The organism is Lacinutrix sp. Bg11-31 (assembly GCF_002831665.1).
In the GTDB taxonomy this organism is placed as follows: domain Bacteria; phylum Bacteroidota; class Bacteroidia; order Flavobacteriales; family Flavobacteriaceae; genus Lacinutrix.
Map to the genome: position 1 here is coordinate 559618 of NZ_CP025118.1, position 23680 is coordinate 583297.

Consider the following 23680-nt stretch of genomic DNA (forward strand, 5'->3'; position numbering starts at 1 on the left):
AATATATAAGAAGTTAAATGTTTACTATTCGATCAATACTTTTTTAGATAGCTTACCTTCATCGGTTTTTATTTCTAAAATATAACTTCCAACACTTATATTGTTTGTACTAAGTTTTATATAGTCTTGATTTTCAAAATCATTATACATAATTATAGATTGCCCTAACATGTTAAACATTTCAACTTTAGTAATGTTTTTAAGCATAGGGTTGTTTATTACAATGGATTCATTATTGTTTGCAAAATAGAATTGAATACCTGTTTCTATTGTTTCGAAATCTTCTGTATTTAAAGTTTCAGTATTACTAAAGCGTAGTTCGAACCTATCTAAGTACTCTCCTGCTGGTAAGTCTATTGTGAAATCTGGATTATTTCTAATATCGTGACTTGTATTTGTAGCAGCATCATAGATATAGATTTCTAAATCGGTAGGCACATTTTCTAGTGCATCAATTTTAAAGGTGTTTATACCGCTTTCGCTAGTTTTAATTCCTAGTGGAAGAATAGTCGAGGCCTCTATTTCATTAGTACCTTGAATTGTAAATTTCTTAGTATCAACAATCCAATACATATCTGTACTAAGGTCGTCTATGTTTTCTGCATCAAATCCAAAATCTATTAAATTTGTAGCATGATAATCTCTAGTGACTAATAATTGTCTATTAAATGAATCTGAAGTCCTAAAGCCTAACCTAATTTTTAATCTATCGTCTACTTGTTGATTTTGATAATTAGTAGATTGATTATTATTGGTTTTTACAAATACAGAGGTTGTATTTTCTTTTTGAAAAACACGTTGATCATTATTAAAATTAATAGTGCTACCATCTGCAGTTCCAGTTACAAAGAAACCTTGAGCAACAGGAATAAATCGTCCAGGTGTTTTAGTTCCATTACCACCAGTTGGGTCTGGAGCACTAACAGAGTAATCGTATTTTATAGCAGGAACTCCACCAGATAGGTTGTAAATAGCATAACCACCTTGGTATCCATAAGTGTTATGTGTGCCACCACCAAAATGTTCCCAGTAATAAATTGCTCCTGTAGTGTCAGTATTGTCTAAAATAAACTTATCGGCATCAATTGCAGAGGCATAAGGATTACCAACTAAGTAGTCGCTTTCGTTATCTATATTAAGAGTAATTGCTCCGTTGTTAGGTTTTCCTTCTAAAGTGTAATTTTGTTCTAAAGAGACGTTGTTGCTTGTGTCTGTAACACCTTTCATAGTAAAACCTTCTCCTGTAAGCATAGAGCCTGTGCTTCTAACATGTTGCCAGTTGTAATAATTTGTTGATAGGTTTGCGTATTTCCAAATCCAAAAATCTGCAATTCCAATTGGTGTTCCTAGAGAAGATGGTGTACCATTATAACTATTGGTTATGAAATTTATGTTTAAAGGTGCATTTGGGTCTGAGCCATCATTATATATTTGAGGCAAAGTATAACTATTGTTGTTTGATGTACTATTAGTAGCTCCAACAGGAGAAGACCAATAATTATAGGTGTAAAAATCTAGAGTACCTTGTTGGTCACGTTCTAAGGTTCCAGAACTTGTAGCATCTAAATCAGAGTTTAGTGTTTGTATTAACTGCGACTCTCCATTTAAATCAATTTTTCCATCTAATTTTAAGTAATGAGACACTGTTAATCCATTTCCTAAGTTTGTGCTAGTATCTCCAGTTACAATTAATTTATTGGCAATAACATTTAAAGATAATACAGCTCTATTATTGTTTTTTGCCGCAGGTAATGTACCGTTATCTAAAGTAATATTATGGCTGGTTTCAACAATATTCCAATCTACTGTAACAGTATTGTCTACTATAGAAACAGCTCCAGGAATTGTTTGTACATTTCCATTGGTCCAAGTTGAATTTAAATTCCAATCTGTTCCAACAGCACTAGTATAAGGTAATGGAGCAGTTTGAAAATCTACAGTATTTAAGTTCCTTAATGCACCTTGGTTATTATTCCCAGATTCATCATTTGTATTTGTATATGTGTAAATTGACATTGGGTAATAGCCTGCTAAATCTGACCAAGATATTGATGATATGTCATTTTTGGTTATTGTGTTTGGCACTGCTTTTCCGTTTACGAATGATGCGTTATCAAGAATTTCTTGATTCATTACATATCTTAATTGGTTTTCTGTTAATGCTGTATCCCAAACTCTTACTTCGTCTATATTTCCTTTAAAATGAGCAGTAACTGTATTTTTTCCTGCTGCAGCAATATGGAAAAATTGGTCTGTATTTACGGGAGCGGTTAGTGTTTCGGTAGTGTCTAAAACACCATCAATATATAAATTAGCTTGAGCTCCATCGTAAATAATAGAAATTTGATGCCATTCATTTTGAGGTATAGGAATACTTGAAGAGATTGATTGTGTACCTGAAATTCCCCAAGACATTTCGGCTCTACCTAAAGCGTTAATTTTTAAATCGTAACCTTCAGTATAGATAGCATCTCTTTTAGATAGAATTGAAGAGTTGTTAGAACTCCCGTCTGTTTTAATCCATGCAGACACCGTAAAGCCAGAAGTATTTAAATTTAAAGTGTCTTCCATATCTATATAATCAGCTGCGCCATCAAAATAAACAGAGCGTTCTACTATTATTTGTGGAGCATAACCAAAAGTGATGTATTTAGTGCCATTAAAATTATATGATGTTTCTAAGTTTGCACCATTTGAATTCATTAGCCTATAGTCTGCTGTTGGATCGAATATTGGTGTATCTGAGATAAACATATAATAGCTTCCAGGAGGACTTATATTTCTAATTGCATTTTGAGGTATTGATACTTTAACGCTGCCTATATCACTACCATTTTCAACAACTTTCCAAATACGCTGCATTCCTAAGAAGCTTACAGGAGTAGATAAACCAGTAATACCAGTGCTCAAGTCTACAGCAATAGTAGTTGGAGCTGCATCTAAACTAGCATTATTGTTTCCCCAAACTAAAAAGTCTTTATCATTTAAAGTGTTAGCGTTAGTGCTTTTATTAAGATTGTTAGTATCGTATATGTTTGTTAATCCTATAGTTAGGATGCCTTCAATAGGACCAAGAACATCTGTAGCATTATTTACACTATTAGATTGTTTTTGGTTTAAGTTAGAATTATCATCACGACCAATACCTGCTATGTCATAATTATAACCAGCATTTGCAGATTGATCCCAAATAACACTTCCATTACTATCTACATAATCCTGAGAAGTACCATTTATACCCAAAGTAATACCATATTTAATTGCTAAGTATGATTGTACTCTATTGCGCTCATCTGTTAAATTTGTATCACTTAATCTAGATGAAAATGTTATTACTTCTGCAACTCTAGCGTTTAAACTAGCTTCCCATCCTTCACTTCTTCCTAACCAAAAACGAGAGTCATTTACATTTGTAAATTCTGCGATATCGTTTTGTGTAGTTTCTATGTCGTTAGCGTTGTAATATAATTCTTGTTGTGTAGTAGCAGTATTATTTCTAGTGTTAATAATTCCAACATTAGAATAACTGGCAGTAGTTCCATCATGAACAGCATACCCATCTCCTGGATCTGTATTATCATAACTATCTAAAGCGAAAGAAATGCTTTCTCCAGTTATTCTACCTGTATAATCTCCAAATCCAATTCCTGTTGCATCAGGAGCATTTGAAGAAAGATCTATGTCGCCACAGAAAACATCCATAAACCCGAAAGAGTTGTTAATTATTGTTTCATCAGGAATAATAACAATAAACATGTCTTGAGTATAAAAACCAGAAGATCCTTCTAAAAATTGTGTTGATGTATCATCGAATGAGTAATCACCATCTAATACGAAAGTTGAAAAACTATTATCGAACTCTACTACAGGATTAAAATTAATGTTGTCTGTTACATTATCTTTATAAGTTGGTTCTTGTCCAGCAGTATTAACTGTTGCATCAGATCCATTGCCTTGGTCTGCCCAAGTGCTAACGCTTTGACCATTTGTATAACTTAAGCCTTCTGTGCTTTTTAGCCATAGCTCAAGATCTACAGTAATGCCTCCAGGACCATTAGCTATAACGCTTACGCCATTTCCTAGAATATTAAAATTATATGGATTTTCATTACTATCATTATTTACTATAGAAATATTTGCATTTCTTAAACCTATTGCAATTGGTGTAAAAGTGACACTAAATGTTGTGCTAGAACTAGGAGTTACTATTAGAGCAGGAGGCGAGGTTACTACAAAATCTAATGCATTTGTACCACCTATAGTTATTGAGCCAATGTTTAAATTTGATGTGCCATTGTTATTTATAGTATAGGTTCTAACAATTGGAGAACCAATTAATGAAGTTCCAAAATCTGTATGATCAGCAATTGATGGAGATATATTACCATCTATAATACTTATTGAGTTACCAGTAATATCTATTTCTGGACTAGCTGACGCAATTATGTTTACTGTGTAATCTTCAACTTCGCCATAACCAAAGGATTCGCAAGACGTTGCAATACCATTATATTTCATTGATACACGCATTCTTTTTGTCCCTGCAGCTACTCCGCTTGGAACAACAAATGGAGCAGTAATTAGAGCAACATTAGTAGGTATTTGCGTAAAAACTTGTTCTCCAGGGTCTGTAAAGTCATTATTGTTATTATAATCAATCCAAATGCTATAGCCTTCATCATATGCAGTAGAAAGAAATGTAGGCGTAATGTATAGTGTGTAAGATAAACCTGCTGTTAAATTTGTGGATAAAGCAGTGTAATTGGAATAACCTGTACCTGTTATTCCAACTCCAGAACTATTATCAATAGTGTTTAATTGGATACGACCAATATATTCAGCAGAATCATCATTTCCGTTTGAAGAACATTGGGCGGTTAGTGTCTGACTATTTAAAAAGCCAAAAAAAGTTAAAATGACGAATAGTTTTGTTTTGAATGTAAAATTTTTCATAAGCGATAAGGTTGAGGCTACCTAGTTTTTATTATGGTGTAAAAACACATAGCACATCTGTGAAATGCAATAATAATAGATTAATGGTTATTTTGTTTTATTTAATCATTTGAATTACAGTTAATTAAACAAAAACGAAACAGATGTGTTTTATCTTTTTTATATGTATTTCGTCAATTGTTTATTTTAAAACCTTCTTAATTATGGATTTATTTGAATCTAAATCGGTTAATTTTAATAGGTATGTGCCGTTTGAAAGTTTATCTAAATTTGAAATGCTAAGAATTGTATTACTATTGTTATTCTTTTTTTCTGAATAAACAATTCTACCGCTTAAATCAAAAATTTGAATGTTAATATTCTGAAAAGCAATAGGGAATTTTATACTTAAGGTGTTATTAAATGGATTTGGGTAAACACTTACTTGTTCTAAAGTGTTTTCTTTAACATCTAAAGTTCCAATAAGAATATTAACAGTGTAATCTTCAACTTCACCATAGCTAAGTGTACCACAAGACGATGGTTGAGCATTATAAAGCATAGAAACACGCATACGTGTAGGTCCAGAAGTTGTTCCATTTGGAACTGTGAAGCTGCCTGAAACAGATGTTGCTGTTGTAGCGCTTTGGGTAAACACTTGTTCTCCAGTATCTGTAAAATCGCCATTTCTATTATAATCTATCCAAACCGAGTACCCTTCAGCATAGGGTGTTGGAGTCCATGTTGGAGTAACCGTAATTGTATAATTTGTATCTACTGTTAAATCTGTACTTATACTTGTGTAGTCTCCATAGCCACCTGCACTAACTCCAGTACTATTATTTATAGTATTTAATTCTACTTTACTAATATGCTCATCACCAGTATTATTTCCATTAGAAGCGCAATAACTAGCTTGCGTAGTAAATGTTTTTGAAGCAGAATAGTTTGAAGTGTTAGAATTGGCACAAATAGATCTTACTTTAACTTCGTACTCTTGACCAACAGATAATCCTGTAATTTCATAAGTATTAGTGGTTAAATTATTAATAGTCGTCCAAGTAGAAGTTCCAATAGCTCTGTATGTAAGTATAAATGTGTTATTTGGTATTTCGTACCAATCTATAGTAGCTGTTGTGCTACCAACTGTAGGTGTTTTAATAGTAGGTATTGCTGCTCCAGAATTTAATACAATGGTTCCAAGGTCTATTGTTTGTTTATTTGTAATTGTTTGGTTTTGTAATACAACATTTTCATAACAATCTACATCTGCTTGTATAATTATATCGTAAGTACCAGCTTTTATAGGTCTATAAAAATCTCCTTTTGTATCTGTTGATGCCCAAGAACCTAACGCATCGTGATCTACTATTTTTACTGTAGCAGGAACTGGGTTTCCAGAAGCATCTTCAACGATACCTTTAAAACCATAAACTCCTTGGGCTAAGAAATCTAAAAGGGCTTCTCTATTATAATTCCAAAAATTTACTAATTGATTTGCAGCTGGTTTTTTTGTGTTAGAAAGTTCTATTGTTACTTCTTTTGTATTATGATCGTGATTCATATAATCTTGACGACCTCCATATACTAAATACCAATCTGCACCATGCGTAATACCATTGTTTTCGTCATCCATGTATCCAGAAGAACCATCGTTTTGGGCATTATCTCTGTATTCTCCACAAACCTCAATAAACCAGGCATCGTCTGGATGTCTATCATAAGTATTATCCCAAGGATAATTTACTAATTCAATACCACCATGAAAATTTGCAGCAATAACAAATTTGTTATTTTGTGCCATATTCATAAAAGCTAAAGTTTCTGTTTGGTATGCTTCGCCATCAGAATGTGCTCCACCAATATTATCTGGGTAGTTTCTGTTTAAATCTATATTATTTCCATTTCCTCTTCTAGCATTAGCTACAGATGTATTAGAAGAATTATTATGGTATGTTCCATCAGGATTAGCACTAGGATTAATCCATATTTCGGCATTTTCAACTAAGTCTTTAATTCTAAGATGATCTACATGCGAGTTATTTCCATAAGCTTCTAAAATGTAGTCAATTAAGTTTAACATCATTGGATATCCAGCAATTTCATCTCCATGCATAGATGAGGTTAGCATTAATCTTGGTTCAGACTCATCTGTTCCAATATTGTCCGAAATCTTAACAAATAATAACTCTTTATCTCCTTGTCCAGTAGAACCAATACTAAAGGTTTCTACCAAAGTAGGATTGTCATCTTCGAAATCCTGCATTTGCTGTGCGTAGTCAGCATATGTAGGATATGCTGTTAAAGGAAACGTAAGTGTATTTGTAAACCTGCCTAAACTATTATTTAATTGATTAGTCATTAAACGAGGAGTTAAATCGTTTTGAGCATCATCAATAGTATAAGGTATGCCTTTTTCTAAAAATTGGGTAAACTGTTTAGTGTTAGCCCAAGCTGTAACAGTATTTGTAGATTCATCAAAATTAACAAAAGACATATTTTGAGTTTCACTTATTACATCTTTAGAACTATTAACTTTAAACGAAAAAGTAAGTTCTCCTTGAATATTTAATAATTGTTTAGCTCTTTCTTTAGTTTTGGTTTGAGCGTTAACTGAAATTAATGCACTGAAGCATATTAACATTAGTAGGGTAATTTTTTTCATATTTTTTTTTAGATTTAGCAATCTATAAATTAATTTATTTTTTTTGCTAAATTAAAAAAAATATTTTAAAATTAACGTCAAAGCGCTAATAAACACGATTAAATGTGTTTAAATTTTATATATCACTGATTTAGTGTTGTTTATGAAATACGTGTTTTAGCGTTTAAACGTGATTTATACGATATTTAAGCAGAAAAACTCATAAATTTAACTTTTTATTATAGTGTTGGAGAGAATTGAATTAGTAATTTTTAACTTAAGCATTAAGAGTATGCTACATTAGAATAACATAAATAAGTACTATTTTTAACTTGCTAATTGTGGTTTTAATCTTTATCCGCTTATTTTACTTAATTTGTTTTGTGAATAATAGCTTCAGAAACTAGTATGTAAGATTATTATGCGTCTACAGTTATTACAAGTAGAAATATTAGACAAAATTATTAAACGCTTCAGTATTATCTTTAAAAGGAGAAAAGCTTTGATTTAATAATTTAATAAGAGTTTTACGGTATTGTGTTAAAATTTGTAAACGATCTTCTTTGGTTTTATAAGAGTTAGCGTCACCATAGATTGGTGTCATTCTCTTAAGCTTTCCAGTTTCAGGATCTCTAAAGTAAAAATAAACATACCAACGCTTGGCTAAATCACCTTTCGCGTTATAGATTTTTGGTGTAGAAAAATTCTTTTTAATTTTCAAATCGTATGCTGTATCGTATTCATTATCGTATGCAAATGTAATAATCTTGTTAAAATTAAGCATAAAAAAAACGGTTTAGAAAGACTAAACCGTTTATTTACAATGATTTCAATGTTGTAGCGAGAATGGGGCACGATCCCATGACCTCCGAGTTATGAATCCGACGCTCTAACCAGCTGAGCTACCTCGCCATTATTTTGAGATTGCAAATATAAAAACAAATTCATAGTGCGCAAACATAAAAGTGAATTAAAATATTTTTTTAATTTTTTTTTAAAACTCATTAATTAATGTATATATTGGAGACATAATATTTTTATATAATTATTACATGGACGAAAAAGTTAAATACGAAATAGAAATTCCCATACATGCCTCACCTACATTGCTTTATCAATACATATCGACACCTTCTGGTTTGTCTGAATGGTATGCAGATAATGTAAATTCTCGTGGTGAGATTTTTAAATTTATTTGGGATGGCTCTGAAGAGCAAGCAAAACTGCTTACAAAAAAAAGTGGAGAACGTGTTAAATTTCGTTGGATGGAAGATGAAGGTGAATCTTATTACTTCGAAATTAGAATACAGGTAGACGAAATTACTAAAGATGTCTCTATAATGATTACCGATTTTGCCGAAGAAGATGAAGTTGAAGAAGGGAAGATGCTTTGGGAAAATCAGATTTCAGATTTAAAACAAGTATTAGGCTCTGCTTAATAAATTACATATTTTAAACTTATATTTGTGTCGAAGAAATTCGGCACTTTTTTTATGATAAATATTAACGGAAATTTTAGCGATAACAACCAAGTATTAACAGCAGAAAACCGTGGCTATAGTTATGGTGATGCGCTATTTGAAACGATTAAGGTTTCAAATAGTAAAATACTATTTCTTGAGGATCATTATTTTAGGTTAATGTCTTCTATGCGTATTATGCGTATGGAAATACCTATGAGCTTTACAATGGAATTTATAGAAGCCGAAATTTTAAAAACTATAGAAAAAAACAATCTACTAAGCGCATCAGCAAGAGTAAAGGTTCAAGTACATAGAAATAGTGGTGGATTATATTTTCCTACTAACAAAGAGGTTACGTTTATTATTTCCGCGAAAGCGTTAGATACAGATTTCTATTTATTAAACGACGACGCTTATCAAGTTGATTTATTTAAAGACTTTTATGTTGCTCCAGGATTATTATCTACTTTAAAGACAAATAACAGAGCTATAAACGTTATAGGAAGTATATATGCTAAAGAAAATGATTTGGATAACTGTTTATTATTAAATACAAACAAAAGTGTAGTTGAAGCCTTAAATGGAAACCTATTTCTTGTAAAAGGAAATACTATTAAAACACCACCTTTGGCAGATGGTTGTTTAAAAGGTGTTATGAGACAGCAAATTATTAATGTATTAGAATTATTACCAGATTATACTTTAATAGAAGAGTCTATTTCTCCTTTCGAACTTCAAAAAGCAGACGAGTTGTTTGTAACTAATGTAATACAAGGCATACAGCCTATTACAAAATACAGAAAAAAGGTGTTTGTAAATGAAGTGAGTAAAATGCTACTTCAAAAAATAAATGTAAAAGTGAGATTGGGCTAAACCTATTTAAACCTTAACCATATTAAGATAAATAGAAACTAATTATAACTAGGATTCTCAGGAGCATTAGACCAAATACTATATTCTCCACCAAGCTCCACCATTTTTTCTTTCCAGAAAAACTCGTAGTCTTTTTCTATAATTGATTTTTTGTAGACGTTTTTTGTAATTACCCACGCGTTAGATTTTAATTCGTCCTCTAATTGGTTAATTTCCCAACCAGAATAGCCTAAAAAGAATTTAATATCCTTTTCGTTTATTTTACCGTCGATAATTAGCTTTGAAACTTCACTAAAATCGCCTCCCCAAAAAATACCCAAAGAAATTTCTATACTATTTGGTATTAAGTCTGGAACTTTATGAATAAAATAGAGGTTGTCTTGTTCTACTGGACCACCATTATAGACCTTGAAAGGTGTTTCGATTTCAGGTATTAAGTCGCTGATAGTAAATTCTAAGGGTTTATTAAGTATAAAACCTATAGAGCCTTCTGTAGAATGATCTGTTAATAATACAATAGAGCGATTAAAAGATAAATCACCTATTATCGATGGTTCTGCGACTAACAAATCTCCTTTTGTTGGTTTGGTTAATATCATATTAAAAGAGAAATTTATAAAATAAATGTAAACTATATTTATTTAATAAGCAATATTTTTAAAGGTTTATACTCTTTCTTGTTAAAATTTATATAAAATAAAATAATAAATCTGTGCTTTAAATTAAAAAAGCCTTCCGTTGGGAAGGCTTTTGTAAGATATAATGTAGTAAAAATTAGTTTACTGCACCAGCTAAATCAGATCCAGCTTTAAACTTAACAACGTTTTTAGCTTTGATTTTGATAGTCTTTCCTGTCTGAGGATTTCTTCCATCTCTTGCAGCTCTTTTAGAAACTGACCAAGATCCAAATCCTACTAATGAAACTCTGTCACCTTTTTGTAAAGCACCTTCAATTTCAATTAACGCACATTCTAAAGCTTTCTTTGAAGCTGCTTTAGTAATTCCTGCGTGTTCTGCCATAGCATCGATTAAATCTGTTTTGTTCATAATGTAAATTTTAATTATTAATAAATAGTTGGTAAACAATATTTTTGTTATCCTCCTACAAATTTATACGGATTATGGTACTACGCAAGTAATAGCAAGGGAAATACGCTATATTGTTAATAACTTTTGGCTTTTGTTAATAAACTTGACCACTTTTACGAGTTTTTAACTTTTACAGTAACCATAAGGGCTTAGAGCATTTTAGCATCACTTTTAAAAGTATAACCATTTAAAAGCGATTTAATATCTAATGTTCGCTTTCCTGGAAGTTTAATATCTAGTATGTTAATGTAGCCATCTTTTACCGCAACTTTTACTTCTTTTTTACTAGAAATAATACTTCCTACTTTGTAGTCGTGCTCTATAATTTCTTTTTCTACAGTATATATTTTTATATCCAGAGCCTCTTCATTATTAAAAAGTTGACACCAAGCAGCAGGATACGGACTTAAACCACGTATTTTATTATGTATAGTGTCTATGTTTTCAGTCCAATCTATTTTACAATTGTCTTTGTTTAGTTTGTAAGCTGTTCTTGAAATAGCGTTTTCTGGTTGAGGCGTTGCTTTTACATCTCCAAGAGCAATGTGTTTTACGGTTTTAATAACAAGGCCGCTTCCAAGGTGCATTAACTTATCATGAAGGCTTCCTGCGTTCTCGTTTTTATCTATTGCTATTGCTTCTTGCAAAATCATTTCGCCAGTGTCTATTTTTTCATCTATAAAAAAGGTAGAAACACCAGTTTTAGTCTCGCCATTAATAATAGCCCAGTTAATAGGTGCAGCACCACGATAGTTAGGTAATAAAGATGCGTGCAAGTTAAACGTGCCATATTCTGGCATTTGCCACACTGCTTTTGGTAACATTCTAAAAGCAACTACAATCTGTAAATTAGCATTTAAGCTTTTTAATTCTTCTAGAAAGTCTTCACTTTTTAAATTTGTAGGTTGTAAGATCTTTAAGCCTTTAGTTTCAGCATATTCTTTTACAGCACTTTTGTTTAGTTTTCTACCACGACCAGCAGGTTTGTCTGGAGCTGTAATAACACCTACAACATTTATATCGTTTTCTAATAAGGTATCTAAAATGGTCACCGCAAATTCTGGTGTTCCCATAAATACTATTCTTAAATCTCTTTTTTTACTCATTATATATGTGCTAATTTGTACTTGTTTGTTTTTGTAATACTAATAATATTGTACTCTAACAATTCTTTTAATTGCGTGTTAATGTTTTCTTCGGAAAAACTAAGACGTTCAAACAATGCTCTCGATGATAGTTCACCATGTTCTAAAGCTTTAATAATGTCTTTCTTTATATCTGCTGAAGCTACCTTTTTCGATGGCTTTCTAGTAATACAAACCGAACAAATACCACAGTCCTTAACTTGGGTTTCTTCGAAATAGGAGAGGAGTTGTACGCTTTTGCATATGGTATCATTATTTGAATACTCTAAAACAGATAGTACCTGTTTCTCCTTTAATGCATTTTGTTGTTTAATAACCTTTGTAATTCTATTGATGGTTTTTTCATCTTCACGAGGCACTAAATAAGTGATTTGTGCATCGGTTTTAGAATGTTTTAGAGTAATTATTTCGGCTTTTTCAAGTAATACTAAAGCTTCAATTATTTTATCTTCACTTGTAGACGCTTTTTCTGCCATTAACGTCGTGTTAATTTTAGTTTCCTGCTCGAAAGCGCCTCCATAAGTTCTTAATATAGATTTTGCTATAATACTTATTTGAGGATGCGTTTCTAAATAGCTAAATAGCGCATTATTGCTAACTTTAAATAGTACTTGAGTACTATTTTTAAATAATTTAGTTAATGTAATTATACTTGTTCTGTCTAAAATAAGGATTGCATTATATGCTAAAAGGGTATTAAAACCATATGTTTTGCAAAATCTATTAAAATTGAAATCAAAAGTTTCTTCCTGTCCTTCTCCATAAGGTACTTGGAAGTAGCTGCTTAGTTTTCTGTACACTAACTTAATAAAATCGACTTGTGGTAACACTTTTAAAAACTGATTTCTTACCAATAATTCGTCACTCTTGTTTTTTAAGATAACAGCAAAAGCTTTGTTGCCATCTCGACCAGCACGACCAGCTTCTTGGAAGTAACTTTCTAGACTTTCTGGTAAATTTAAATGAATAACTGTTTTTACATCTGGTTTATCAATTCCCATTCCAAAAGCATTGGTGGCAACCATAACTTGCTTTTGGTTGTTCATCCAGTTTTCAAGAGCTTTATCTTTTTCGGTATTTGTTAATCCACCATGATAGAAAGTCGCGGTAAAACCATTACTTTCTAGAAAGTTAGAAATATCTTGTGTTGCTTTTCTATTGCGTACATAAACAATTGAAGCCGCTTTGTTTTTTGTTAGTATAGCTTTAAGTCTAAAGAGTTTATCTTCTTCAGTAAACGTCATATAAGCCAAATTAGACCTTGAAAACGATTGTCTAAACACTTTTGGATTAATAAAATCGAGTTCCTTTATAGTATCGTCTACCACTTCAGGTGTTGCGCTTGCTGTTAAAGCAATAACATTTACAGTAGGTTGTAGTTCTCTTAGTTTAACAATATTTTTATAGCTTGGTCTAAAGTCGTTTCCCCATTGGCTAATGCAATGCGCTTCGTCCACAGCAATAAGGTTAACATTCATTTGTCTTATACGATCTTGTACAAGATCTTGTTGCAAACGCTCTGGAGAAAGGTAAAGAAATTTATAATTGCCATAGATGCAATTGTCTAGGCGTGTATCTAGCTCTTTATAAGAGATTCCGCTAGTTAAAGCCATGGCTTTAATACCCTTATTTTGTAAAGATTGCACTTGGTCTTTCATCAAGGCAACTAATGGCGAAACAACAATACAAATGCCTTCTTTTACTAAAGCAGGTACTTGAAAGCAAACCGATTTCCCTCCACCTGTTGGTAGCAAGGCAAAGGTGTCCTCACCTTCTAAAACCGAGTTAATAATTTCTTCTTGAAGCGGTCTAAATGAGGTGAATTTCCAATAACGTTCTAATATGTTAATAGGATGATTCAAATTGTATTATAATGCTTTTACAACGTCTATTATGTGGTCTGCTCTGGCTTCAATAGAGCCAAAAGGTACATCTCTTAAATTGTAACCGAATTTTGTATAAGTTTCTAGAAGTTTCTCATGTATTTCTAATGCTTGGTCAAAGTTCTCGTAACGTTCGCTATCACTTGTGAAAATTTCTTGCCAAGGAGCTAAAATAAAGACAGAATCGTAATTATGCTTTTCGCAAGCTTCTGTAAAAAACTCAGGATAAATATCACCTTTAAAATCCATGTAAGCAGGAATATCTGGAATACCTCTGTCTAGAAAAACAAACTCATTATTACTTTCTAAAGCATCATCATGTTGTTTAACTCTACTATCTAAAAGTAGTTCGCTAAATTGTATAGGGTTGGTAAGAAATAACTGCTCGATGCCATCCTCTCGTGCTTTAAGAATTATTTGTCTTGAAATTTCTTCAAAACAAGTAAAGCCTCTTTTTGTTAATTCGTTAATTATTGAGGTTTTTCCACTTCCTGGTCCTCCTGTTATGACAATTGTTTTTGTATTCAACTATAGTATAATTTTTAACGAATTAGTATAAATTTTTCTTTTACCTGCAAACCTTATATTTTGCACTTTAACTTCGCTTTCTTTTATAAACGTAGCGATGCTATGTTGAGAAAAAAGAACTTTATTAAATTGCAAAAGTTAAACTTTTAGGTTTAAAACAAAAATCTATAAGAATTCGATGTAAAATTCGGAATAAAAAAGGTATAAAAAAAATGCAAGGATAACTTATCTTTGCAAACCATACCTAAAACAAATTAGTTTTATGAGCAAAGAAGAAAATCCAGAAGCATTTTACGCGAAATTAAAAGAACAATTATTAGAGACTACACAATGGCCATCGGAATATTTGTATAAATTTATTGTGCTTTCAGATTTGCATAAAATAGCAGAAATTGAAGCTATTTTTGATTTTTCAGGAGCAGTAATAAAAACAAAAGAATCAAGTAACGGGAAATATACTAGCATTTCTATTAATGTTAGAATGGAAAATCCAGATGTTGTTATTGCCAAATATATTGAAATTGGAGAAAAAGTAGAAGGTGTAATTTCTCTTTAATTATTGCGTTCTATTAAAGAAGTTTTAAAGGGATTGTTAATAAATTAGAGTTGTTTTTTCTTTCTAAAATATAGAAACCCTAAGCATGGCATAGGTTAGAGTTATATTTTTAAATTGAAATAAAAAGAAAAAATAAACACATTTAATTGATTATTTTGAAGTTTATTTGGTGTAAATCCATAAACAATTTTGTATTTTGCGAAAGCATTAGACACTTCGATGCAACACATTAAATCTACACAATTTTGAATTTGATAGACGATATAGAATACAACACTGAGCGTGAACACTTAATTATTCCTGAATATGGAAGACACGTTCAAAAAATGGTAAATTTTGCAAAAAGCAGAGAAACCAAAGAGGAGCGCAACAAAGTAGCAAAGGCTATTATTGCGGTAATGGGAAACTTACAACCGCATTTGCGCGATGTACCAGATTTTCAGCACAAGCTTTGGGATCAATTATTTATCATGGCTAACTTTGGTTTAGACGTAGATTCACCATACGAAAAGCCATTAAAAGAAGTTCTTGAAGAGCGTCCTGAAACTTTAGAGTACCCTCAAAATTTTCCTAAATACCGTTTCTACGGAAACAATATTAAAACCATGATTGACGTGGCAGTGTCTTGGGAAGATGGAGATTTAAAAGAAGCTTTACTTTATACCATTGCAAATCACATGAAAAAGTGTTTTTTAAATTGGAATAAAGATACAGTTGAGGATTATGTGATTTTTAATCATTTATTCGAATTGTCTAATGGGCAAATTGACTTAAAAAACTCTGAAGAGGAATTAACAGATTCTGCTAGTTTATTAAAATCTAGTGCTAAAAAGAAGTACACTAATACTTCTAATAAAAAAGCATACCAAAAGAAAACAAACAACTCAAATCGAGGTAAAAAGCGATACTAAACACAAGAAATGGGTACATTTATAATAGAAGGAGGTCACCAACTTAAAGGAGACATCCAACCACAAGGCGCAAAAAACGAAGCATTACAAATATTATGTGCAGTGTTACTAACTCCAGAAGTTGTAACAATTAATAATATTCCAGATATTATTGATATTAACAAGCTAATATCACTTCTAAAAAATTTAGGTGTTAAAGTTAAAAAACTTGGTGAAGGATCTTATTCTTTTCAAGCAGATGCTATAGACTTAGATTATATGCAAACTGCCGATTTTAAAAGAGATGGTAGTGGATTACGTGGTTCTATTATGATGGTTGGTCCATTATTAGCACGTTTTGGTAAAGGTTACATACCAAAACCAGGAGGAGATAAAATTGGTCGTCGTCGTTTAGATACACATTTCGAAGGTTTTATAAATCTAGGTGCTAAATTTAGATATAATAGAGAAGACTATTTTTATGGTGTTGAAGCCACTAAATTAGTTGGTACAGATATGCTTTTAGATGAAGCTTCTGTAACAGGAACAGCAAATATTGTAATGGCTGCAGTTTTAGCAGAAGGTACAACAACAATATATAATGCAGCTTGCGAACCTTACTTACAACAGTTGTGTAAGATGCTAAACAGAATGGGAGCAAAAATCTCTGGTGTTGGCTCTAACTTATTAACTATAGAAGGTGTCGATGCTTTAGGTGGTACAGACCACACAATGCTTCCAGACATGATTGAAATAGGAAGTTGGATTGGTCTTGCTGCTATGACAAAAAGTGAATTAACCATTAAAAACGTAAGCTGGAAAGATTTAGGGCAAATACCTAACGTATTTGCTAAATTAGGAATCACTCTTGAAAGAAGAGGAGACGATATTTATATTCCTGCTCACAAGGATGGTTACGAAATACAAAACTATATTGACGGTTCTATTCTTACCATTGCAGATGCGCCATGGCCAGGTTTTACTCCAGATTTATTAAGTATTGTATTGGTAGTTGCTACACAAGCTAAAGGCGAAGTGTTAGTGCACCAAAAAATGTTTGAAAGCCGTTTATTCTTTACAGATAAATTGATAGATATGGGTGCAAAAATTATTCTTTGCGATCCACATAGAGCAACAGTAATGGGTCACGATTTTAAATCGCAATTAAAAGCAACTACAATGGTTTCTCCAGATATTAGAGCTGGAATTTCATTATTAATTGCTGCTTTGTCTGCAAAAGGAACATCTACTATTCATAATATTGAACAAATAGATAGAGGTTACCAACATATTGTAGAACGTTTACAAAAGATTGGTGCTAAGATTACTAGGGTTGAAGGGAATTAATAGCCTCAAAAAAAATATAAAAAAAGCTTCAGTGAAAACTGAAGCTTTTTTATTTTAATATGTTTTTTACAACCATTTCTTCCTCTTAAAGTAATACAACATACCTAAGAATATAACAATCATAACAATCCATAAAACTTGATAACTGTACTTGTAATGTAGTTCTGGAATGTTATCAAAATTCATCCCGTAAATACCTGCAATAAATGTTAATGGTATAAATATGGTAGCAATAATAGTTAATACTTTCATGACTTCGTTCATGCGGTTGCTAATGGTTGTCATGTACATGTCCATTAATCCCCAAATCATTTCTCGGTAAATATCTATAGTATCAGACACCTGGATAATATGGTCGTAAACATCACCAAAATAGTGTAATGTTTTTTCGTTTATAAGTTTGCTATCACTTTTATCGATACGATTTATAATTTCACGAAGTGGAAAAATAGCACGTCTAACTTTTAAAACCTCACGTTTAAGGCCTTGAATTTCTGAGCTAATTTCATCTTTGGTTAAGCCTTCGAATAAATTATCCTCAAGATCTTCAATTTTATTACCCATAGTTTCAATAATCGCGTAGTAATGGTCGACTACAGAATCTATTAAAGCGTAGAGCAAGTAATCTGAACCTAAGCCTCTAATTCGACCTTTTGCTTGGCGAATACGTTCACGAAGAGAGTCGAACACATCACCTTCTGCTTCTTGTAAAGAAAGCACATAGTTTTCGCCTAAAATAAAACTAACTTGTTCAGATACAATATTCTCATCGACATCATAATACATCATTTTTAAAACGATAAATATATAGTCTTCATATTCATCAATTTTTGGACGTTGATTTGTACTTACAATATCTTCTAATACTAGAGGATGTAAATTATAATGTGTTCCAAGTTTTTCAATCTCTGCTATTTGGTTTAGCCCATTTAGGTTTATCCAAGTAACAGTATTCGAAGCTTTAAATTGAAACGCTTCTTCTACTGTTTTTAATTCTTTTTCTACGAAAGTGTCAACATTATAATCAAAAGATTCTATAAATAAATGAGATGCTTCTTTGGTACCTGTATATATTAAAGTGCCAGGAACTTGACCAACCTGTTTCTTATAATCCTGTGTGCGTTTTTTCGGTTTTCTTTTAGCCATAGTTTAATTGTTAATGGAAGTCGCCAAAATCTTCAATGGCATCTTTCTCAAGTAAAGTTACTGCTTTTTGAAGAATTAAATTATTAGGATAAGTTACTAAGTCTCCATTATCCATTCTAAGATGTAATTGGAAAGCACGAATGTCTTCTATTACAGCTTCAATAGGAAAATCTTTATCATGGATTTTTATTTTATCTCCTACTTTATATGGAAAGGAAAAAAACATAATTACACCAGAAGTGACATTACTTAATATAGACCAAATGGCAAATAAACCAACACCTAATACTGCAAAAACAGAAGAGAATACTAGTGATATATCGTCTGTTTCTGCACCAAAAATAAAAGCTTCAATAAATAATAATATGGTTAATAAAGTAAAAGTAAAATACCTAGAAATCAATCGAGTTCTTGCTTCGTTTATAGCGCTCTTTTTTCCAATTTTTTTAATTGCAATCTTTCCTATTACTCTAATAAAAAAGAATATCGTTAACACAATCGCTGTGTTTATAAGCTCTGATTCAAATTTTTGTAAAAACATTTAATAAGTTTTAGATAACAATAGAATACTGTTTTATTGTAATAAAAGTGTTTCTCTTAACGCTTCGTCCTTCTTGCTTTTTTTATTCCAGTAAGCAGATTTTATTGTTTTTAATCTAGTTGCTTTAGTAATTGCACCATTAATGTTTTCTTCCCAATTTAGTATTTCGTAAGGAAACTCTGGGTTAAAATTAATGGTAAGTTTACGCTTTAAGCTTAGGTAATTAAGTATATAGCTTCCTGTATTTAAAGTAGCAGAAACTTCGTATGCTTTTAAAGGATCATGTTTTAAACGAATAAATTCTAAAGATGGAATAATTTTAACTGTTCCTGTTGGTAGACTTTTTGGGTCAATACGTAATTGTGTCCAAAGCTCGTTTTCTAAAACGTTTTTATCTAAATTAAAATTGCTGTCTGCTTGGTTTTCAAAGTAGGAGTGAGAGTCTATTTCAAACTGTTCGCGGTTATTTAGTTGTGTGTAAACATGACCACACCATTCTTGAATAGAACAACTTACTTTTATTGCATGTTGGTTATTTGCAATAGGATAAAATGTACTCTGCATAATAGAATAAGGATAGATACCAGTAGTAAAATTCTTAGTTCTATTTAGTTTTAAAACACTAATGTTTGAAGCATTATTGTTATCTGCTTTAACTTGTTTTTTTTCTAAAAAAGGTTCTGTTACATATATTAAAACAGCAGTTCCATTTCTTGTTTCTCCATAACGTGATTGCTCTAAATTATAAGACGAAATTTCTGCTTCTCCAGTATACCAATATGCATTAAAATCTTTATTAGGCTGAAACGCTTTCGTTGTAGAAGTTGTTTTGTTTTCAGTTTTTGCAGTAGAAAGTGCTATGTCTTTAGATTCTTTATTGGTACAAGACATAACAATAGAAAAGAAACCGATAATTAAACAACCAAGGATTTTATATTTTGTTTTCATAATGTTTTTTTTGCAAAATTATATTACTAATAATCGTCGGCAATAGTATTTAACATTTTGTAAAGTAAGTGTGTTGGTAAGCCCATAACGTTAAAATAAGAACCTTCCATGCTAACAACACCAATTTGTCCAATCCATTCTTGAATACCATAAGCACCAGCTTTATCTAAAGGTGAACACGTATTTATGTAATACCAAAGCTCGTTGTCTGTAAATGCCTTAAAAGTAACCTTTGTTACAGCGTTAACCGTTTTTTTATAGGATTTAGTACGTATGCAAATTGAAGTGATAACTTCGTGAGTAGCATCGCTTAAAGATTTTAGCATAGCAAATGCTTCATCATTATCTTTTGGTTTGCCTAAAGCAATGTCTTTGTGCCAAACTATAGTGTCGCTTGTTACTAAGATATCTTTATCTTTTAGTTCTTCAATAAATGGTAGAGATTTTAGTTCGGCTAAGTAATCACTAATTTGAGAATGTGTTAATTCTGGAGGATAGATTTCTTCAATATTTTTAAGTCTTATTTCAAAATCTAAACCTAAATTTTTGAAAAATTCCTGACGCCTAGGAGATCCTGAGGCTAGAATAATATGTCGATTCTTAAGTTTTTCGTTTAGCATAATTAAAAAATTAATCTGTAAAGCACCATAGATAGCATTCCTGTTATCATTACTATTTTAAGCATTAAGCTAATGTGTTTAAATTGTGCATTATTTTCTGCGGTAAACATTTTAATAGAAATGTAAATTAATGGACCAATAACAGCAATTAGAAAATAGGCTATTGCTCCTACATGCATGTATAAGAATGTTGTTATATAGTATAAAATTATAGCAATGGTAATTAAGGTTAAGACCATTGTTACTTTAGAAGTTCGCGTTTTACCAAATAGAATAGGTAAGGTTTGCATACCTGCTTTATGGTCTCCATCTACATCTTGAATATCCTTTACTATTTCGCGTATAAAATTGATTAAAAAAGCAAAAACAGCAAAATCGGTTAATATCTCAAGCATTGTAGACTGTACAGTTTCGTTTTGAATAGTCATTGCAGGTATAAGTTCGAAAATACCAACAATTAGTAAACTAAGTGCCACTAATATTGACACTATAATATTACCAGCAATGGCAATTTGTTTTAAATATGATGCATACACATAAAGCGCTGCTGCAATAATAACAAATAGCCCAAAAAATGGAGGCTTACCTACTTTATGAGATAAATAAAAACCTAAACAAACACCAATAAAAGTGAATAGTATGTATAATTTATTTGCAGTACTTTCTGTTATTTTTTTACCTATAATTATTTTGTTAGGCTTGTTTATAGTATCAGTTTCAATATCATAAATATCGTTAATAATATAACCACCTGCAGCAATAGAAACAGTTGCAATTATTAATAAAAAGAAATTTAAAGGACTTAAGGTTGTGTCTATTATAAAAGTAGGAAATAATGCATATTTAATTAATAGTTGCACAACAGCAATCATTAATAAATTTTTCCAGCGGATTAAGTTTAGTAAATTCAAAGTTTATCTATGTTTTGATAATACACCTTCAATTAAAGCTATAATTACAAGAATTATAGGAATCATTATTAAAATTGAAAGTAATAATGTTAGTCTGTTTTTTCGTTTGCTTTTAGAACGAATATCATTTTTAATGTGCTCTCTTTCAGCTTCAGTTAATTTACAATTTGTAAACTCTAATTTGTAAACTCTAATTTGTAAACTCTAATTTGTAAACTCTAATTTGTAACCTTTAATACTAGAGCTATTTAGTTTTTCTTTAGCTTTAGAAAACGCCTTATTAGGTTTTCTATTAAAAACCGATTTGTTATTTCCAGCTCCAATGTAACTAAAACCTGTTTTATGTCTTCTTTTAGGTCTGCTCAAATTAATTACTGTTTTTAGAATGAGAGCATGCTACCATGTATTAAATCGAGGCATCAAAATAAGTATTCCAATCATTTTTCACCTTTAAAACTTGTTCAATAACATCGCGAACACAGCCTTTTCCTCCTTTTTTATGCGAAATATATTTTGAAATTTGCTTCACTTCCTGTACAGCATCTTGAGGGCAAGTAGCTAAACCTACTAATCTCATAACAGGAATATCTGGAATATCGTCTCCCATATATAACACGTTTTCTTGTTTTATATTTTTATTGGTTAGGTATTTTTTAAAAGGCACTAATTTATCGTGTGCTCCTAAAAAAACATCTGTAAAGCCTAAGTTTTCTAAGCGTTTTCTAACACCTTCGTTAGTACCTCCAGAAATAATACAAACGTTATAACCTTTGTTTAACGCTTGTTTAAGCGCATAACCATCTTTAACATTCATGGTTCTTAACATATCTCCTGTAGAAGTAATAGTTAGCGAACCATCTGTTAAAACGCCATCAACATCAAAAATAAAAGTGTTGATGTTTACTAAATATTCTTTATAACTCTTATCGTTTGCCATGTGTCTTTTTTATAGATTTGGTTAACAACTCGTAAACGGCTTTGTGTTGCTCGTTTTCTAGTTGTTTTAAATGTCTTTTTATTGTTTTCTTATCGTCACGCATTGCTGGTCCAGTTTGCGCGAGATAAGGAGAAAGAGATTCTATTTTATTAGCGGTCTCTTTTATTAATGGTTTTAAAATATCGAATTCTGCACCATTCATTTCTGTAACTTCGTGAGCAATTCTATATAATTGATTTGTAAAGTTATTTACAAAAACGGCTGCCAAATGTAAAGCTTGACGTTGGTCGCTATTTACCTTGTGGCTTTTGCTACCAATAGCTTCGGCTAACTTTTTAAGAATTGGTAAATCGACTTTCTTTAAGGCTTCAATACAAATAGGAACATCTGTAAAATCAAGATCTGCAGCTTTAGAAAACGTTTGTAAAGGGTAAAAAACACCTCGTTTTTGTTTCATATCTACAGCATACAAACTTGTGCTACCAGATGTATGGACAACTAATCTGTCTTCAAAAGGTAATTGCTTCGATAAATCTTCTATTGCATCATCGCTAACTGCAAGAATATAAACATCAGCTTCAACTAACGACGATAAATCATCGGTAACTTTAACCTTGTTTTTATACTTGTCAATCGTCTTTAAACTACGATTATACCATTGTTTTATTTCAACTTCTTCCGAAGCATAAAAAGCTTTAAATAGGTGAGTGGCTACATTTCCTGCGCCTAAAAGTACTACTGAAATCATTAGGCAAAAATAAGTAACCAAATGCTTATAAAAAAGATGATAATAGTATCTTTGTAAACAATGGAGAAAAAAGATATAAATACTCGTGAAGATCTAGCGTTATTAGTAGATTCATTTTATATTAAAATAAGAAAAGATGAGACTTTAGGTCCAATTTTTAATAATGCCATTACGGATTGGGATAAACACCTAAATCATTTAACCACTTTTTGGGAATCTAGCTTGTTTTTTTCTAGAAAACTAGAGCATAAATACATAGGAAATCCTCTAGAAGTACACGCAAAAGTAGATAAGGAGAATAATAATAGTATTACAGAACTTCATTTTGGGATTTGGTTAAATTATTGGATGCAAACCATAGACGAATTGTTTCTTGGTGAAGTAGCAGATAATGCTAAACGTCGTGCTCGAAAAATGGGTTCATTTATGTACTTAAAAATATTTGAAGCACGTGCTAATAAATAATTGTAATTTTAACA

Annotated in this window: 22 protein-coding genes and 1 tRNA gene; 6 read left to right on the forward strand and 17 right to left on the reverse strand. The window is 31.3% G+C overall.

Translation table 11 applies throughout. The annotated features are described in order from the left end of the window. Nucleotides 1-24: 24 nt before the first annotated feature. The 4 genes from CW733_RS02525 to CW733_RS02540 all read right to left on the reverse strand — a co-directional run bounded on the left by CW733_RS02525 (nucleotide 25) and on the right by CW733_RS02540 (nucleotide 8488). Nucleotides 25-4953, reverse strand: a complete 4929-nt coding sequence (locus CW733_RS02525; RefSeq protein ID WP_232730387.1) for a LamG-like jellyroll fold domain-containing protein — start codon at nucleotides 4951-4953, stop codon at nucleotides 25-27. Nucleotides 4954-5134: 181 nt separating this feature from the next. Continuing rightward, nucleotides 5135-7597: a M14 family zinc carboxypeptidase gene (locus CW733_RS02530; protein ID WP_100995386.1), complete on the reverse strand. Its 2463-nt coding sequence runs from the start codon at nucleotides 7595-7597 to the stop codon at nucleotides 5135-5137. Between the two features lie 430 nt (nucleotides 7598-8027). Beyond that, a complete protein-coding gene (locus CW733_RS02535) occupies nucleotides 8028-8360 on the reverse strand; it encodes a hypothetical protein (RefSeq protein ID WP_100995388.1) in 333 nt (110 codons plus the stop codon). Between the two features lie 54 nt (nucleotides 8361-8414). After that, nucleotides 8415-8488, reverse strand: a tRNA-Met gene (locus CW733_RS02540). Nucleotides 8489-8628: 140 nt separating this feature from the next. Here CW733_RS02540 and CW733_RS02545 point away from each other — a divergent pair. Together CW733_RS02545 and CW733_RS02550 are read left to right on the forward strand one after the other, a co-directional pair. Next, entirely contained in the window at nucleotides 8629-9015 is a 387-nt protein-coding gene (locus tag CW733_RS02545; protein WP_100995390.1) for an START-like domain-containing protein, read from the forward strand. A 54-nt stretch (nucleotides 9016-9069) separates the two neighbouring features. Then, nucleotides 9070-9912 carry an aminotransferase class IV gene (locus CW733_RS02550; RefSeq protein ID WP_100995392.1) on the forward strand — a complete coding sequence of 281 codons (843 nt, stop codon included), beginning with the start codon at nucleotides 9070-9072 and terminating at the stop codon, nucleotides 9910-9912. Nucleotides 9913-9950: 38 nt separating this feature from the next. Here the strand turns inward: CW733_RS02550 and CW733_RS02555 are convergent, their stop codons facing one another. The 5 genes from CW733_RS02555 to CW733_RS02575 all read right to left on the reverse strand — a co-directional run bounded on the left by CW733_RS02555 (nucleotide 9951) and on the right by CW733_RS02575 (nucleotide 14557). After that, complete coding sequence (locus CW733_RS02555; RefSeq protein ID WP_100995393.1) at nucleotides 9951-10511, reverse strand: YqgE/AlgH family protein; 561 nt, start codon at nucleotides 10509-10511, stop codon at nucleotides 9951-9953. A 175-nt stretch (nucleotides 10512-10686) separates the two neighbouring features. Then, nucleotides 10687-10959 carry an HU family DNA-binding protein gene (locus tag CW733_RS02560; RefSeq protein ID WP_055436671.1) on the reverse strand — a complete coding sequence of 91 codons (273 nt, stop codon included), beginning with the start codon at nucleotides 10957-10959 and terminating at the stop codon, nucleotides 10687-10689. Between the two features lie 191 nt (nucleotides 10960-11150). Then, nucleotides 11151-12107: a methionyl-tRNA formyltransferase gene (fmt, locus tag CW733_RS02565; RefSeq protein WP_100995395.1), complete on the reverse strand. Its 957-nt coding sequence runs from the start codon at nucleotides 12105-12107 to the stop codon at nucleotides 11151-11153. Continuing rightward, nucleotides 12107-14008 (reverse strand): ATP-dependent DNA helicase RecQ, encoded by a 1902-nt coding sequence (locus CW733_RS02570; RefSeq protein WP_100995397.1) that lies wholly within the window; start codon nucleotides 14006-14008, stop codon nucleotides 12107-12109. Before CW733_RS02570 ends, fmt begins: the two co-directional genes overlap by 1 nt. Nucleotides 14009-14014: 6 nt before the next feature. Further along, nucleotides 14015-14557 carry an AAA family ATPase gene (locus CW733_RS02575; protein ID WP_100995399.1) on the reverse strand — a complete coding sequence of 181 codons (543 nt, stop codon included), beginning with the start codon at nucleotides 14555-14557 and terminating at the stop codon, nucleotides 14015-14017. Nucleotides 14558-14819: 262 nt separating this feature from the next. Here CW733_RS02575 and CW733_RS02580 point away from each other — a divergent pair, with 262 nt between their 5' ends. The 3 genes from CW733_RS02580 (at nucleotide 14820) to murA (ending at nucleotide 17350) form a co-directional block, all read left to right on the forward strand. Then, nucleotides 14820-15113, forward strand: coding sequence for a DUF493 family protein (locus CW733_RS02580; protein WP_100995401.1), 294 nt, complete (start codon nucleotides 14820-14822; stop codon nucleotides 15111-15113). A 251-nt stretch (nucleotides 15114-15364) separates the two neighbouring features. Further along, nucleotides 15365-16024: a DUF4290 domain-containing protein gene (locus CW733_RS02585; protein WP_100995402.1), complete on the forward strand. Its 660-nt coding sequence runs from the start codon at nucleotides 15365-15367 to the stop codon at nucleotides 16022-16024. Nucleotides 16025-16033: 9 nt separating this feature from the next. After that, nucleotides 16034-17350, forward strand: a complete 1317-nt coding sequence (murA, locus tag CW733_RS02590; protein WP_100995404.1) for a UDP-N-acetylglucosamine 1-carboxyvinyltransferase — start codon at nucleotides 16034-16036, stop codon at nucleotides 17348-17350. 66 nt (nucleotides 17351-17416) lie between these two features. On the opposite strand, the gene corA is transcribed toward murA, so the two are convergent. The 8 genes from corA to CW733_RS02625 all read right to left on the reverse strand — a co-directional run bounded on the left by corA (nucleotide 17417) and on the right by CW733_RS02625 (nucleotide 23201). Then, nucleotides 17417-18496: a magnesium/cobalt transporter CorA gene (corA, locus tag CW733_RS02595; protein ID WP_100995406.1), complete on the reverse strand. Its 1080-nt coding sequence runs from the start codon at nucleotides 18494-18496 to the stop codon at nucleotides 17417-17419. Nucleotides 18497-18506: 10 nt separating this feature from the next. Then, the gene (locus tag CW733_RS02600; protein ID WP_100995408.1) at nucleotides 18507-19037 is read right to left on the reverse strand and encodes a mechanosensitive ion channel domain-containing protein; all 531 of its coding nucleotides are present in this window, start codon (nucleotides 19035-19037) and stop codon (nucleotides 18507-18509) included. 33 nt (nucleotides 19038-19070) lie between these two features. After that, nucleotides 19071-19985 (reverse strand): septum formation inhibitor Maf, encoded by a 915-nt coding sequence (locus CW733_RS02605; RefSeq protein WP_100995410.1) that lies wholly within the window; start codon nucleotides 19983-19985, stop codon nucleotides 19071-19073. Between the two features lie 26 nt (nucleotides 19986-20011). Beyond that, the gene (locus tag CW733_RS02610) at nucleotides 20012-20605 is read right to left on the reverse strand and encodes a Maf family nucleotide pyrophosphatase (protein ID WP_100995412.1); all 594 of its coding nucleotides are present in this window, start codon (nucleotides 20603-20605) and stop codon (nucleotides 20012-20014) included. Nucleotides 20606-20607: 2 nt separating this feature from the next. Further along, nucleotides 20608-21516: a geranylgeranylglycerol-phosphate geranylgeranyltransferase gene (locus CW733_RS02615; RefSeq protein ID WP_100995414.1), complete on the reverse strand. Its 909-nt coding sequence runs from the start codon at nucleotides 21514-21516 to the stop codon at nucleotides 20608-20610. 204 nt (nucleotides 21517-21720) lie between these two features. After that, nucleotides 21721-21882: a hypothetical protein gene (locus CW733_RS16395; protein WP_157811525.1), complete on the reverse strand. Its 162-nt coding sequence runs from the start codon at nucleotides 21880-21882 to the stop codon at nucleotides 21721-21723. A 40-nt stretch (nucleotides 21883-21922) separates the two neighbouring features. Next, nucleotides 21923-22453, reverse strand: coding sequence for an HAD family hydrolase (locus CW733_RS02620; RefSeq protein WP_100995416.1), 531 nt, complete (start codon nucleotides 22451-22453; stop codon nucleotides 21923-21925). After that, complete coding sequence (locus CW733_RS02625) at nucleotides 22440-23201, reverse strand: Rossmann-like and DUF2520 domain-containing protein (RefSeq protein WP_100995418.1); 762 nt, start codon at nucleotides 23199-23201, stop codon at nucleotides 22440-22442. The genes CW733_RS02620 and CW733_RS02625 overlap by 14 nt, the downstream gene beginning before the upstream one ends. A gap of 60 nt (nucleotides 23202-23261) precedes the next feature. Between CW733_RS02625 and CW733_RS02630 the strand changes: the two genes are divergently transcribed. Further along, entirely contained in the window at nucleotides 23262-23666 is a 405-nt protein-coding gene (locus tag CW733_RS02630) for a group III truncated hemoglobin (protein WP_100995420.1), read from the forward strand. The last annotated feature ends 14 nt before the right edge of the window (nucleotides 23667-23680 follow it).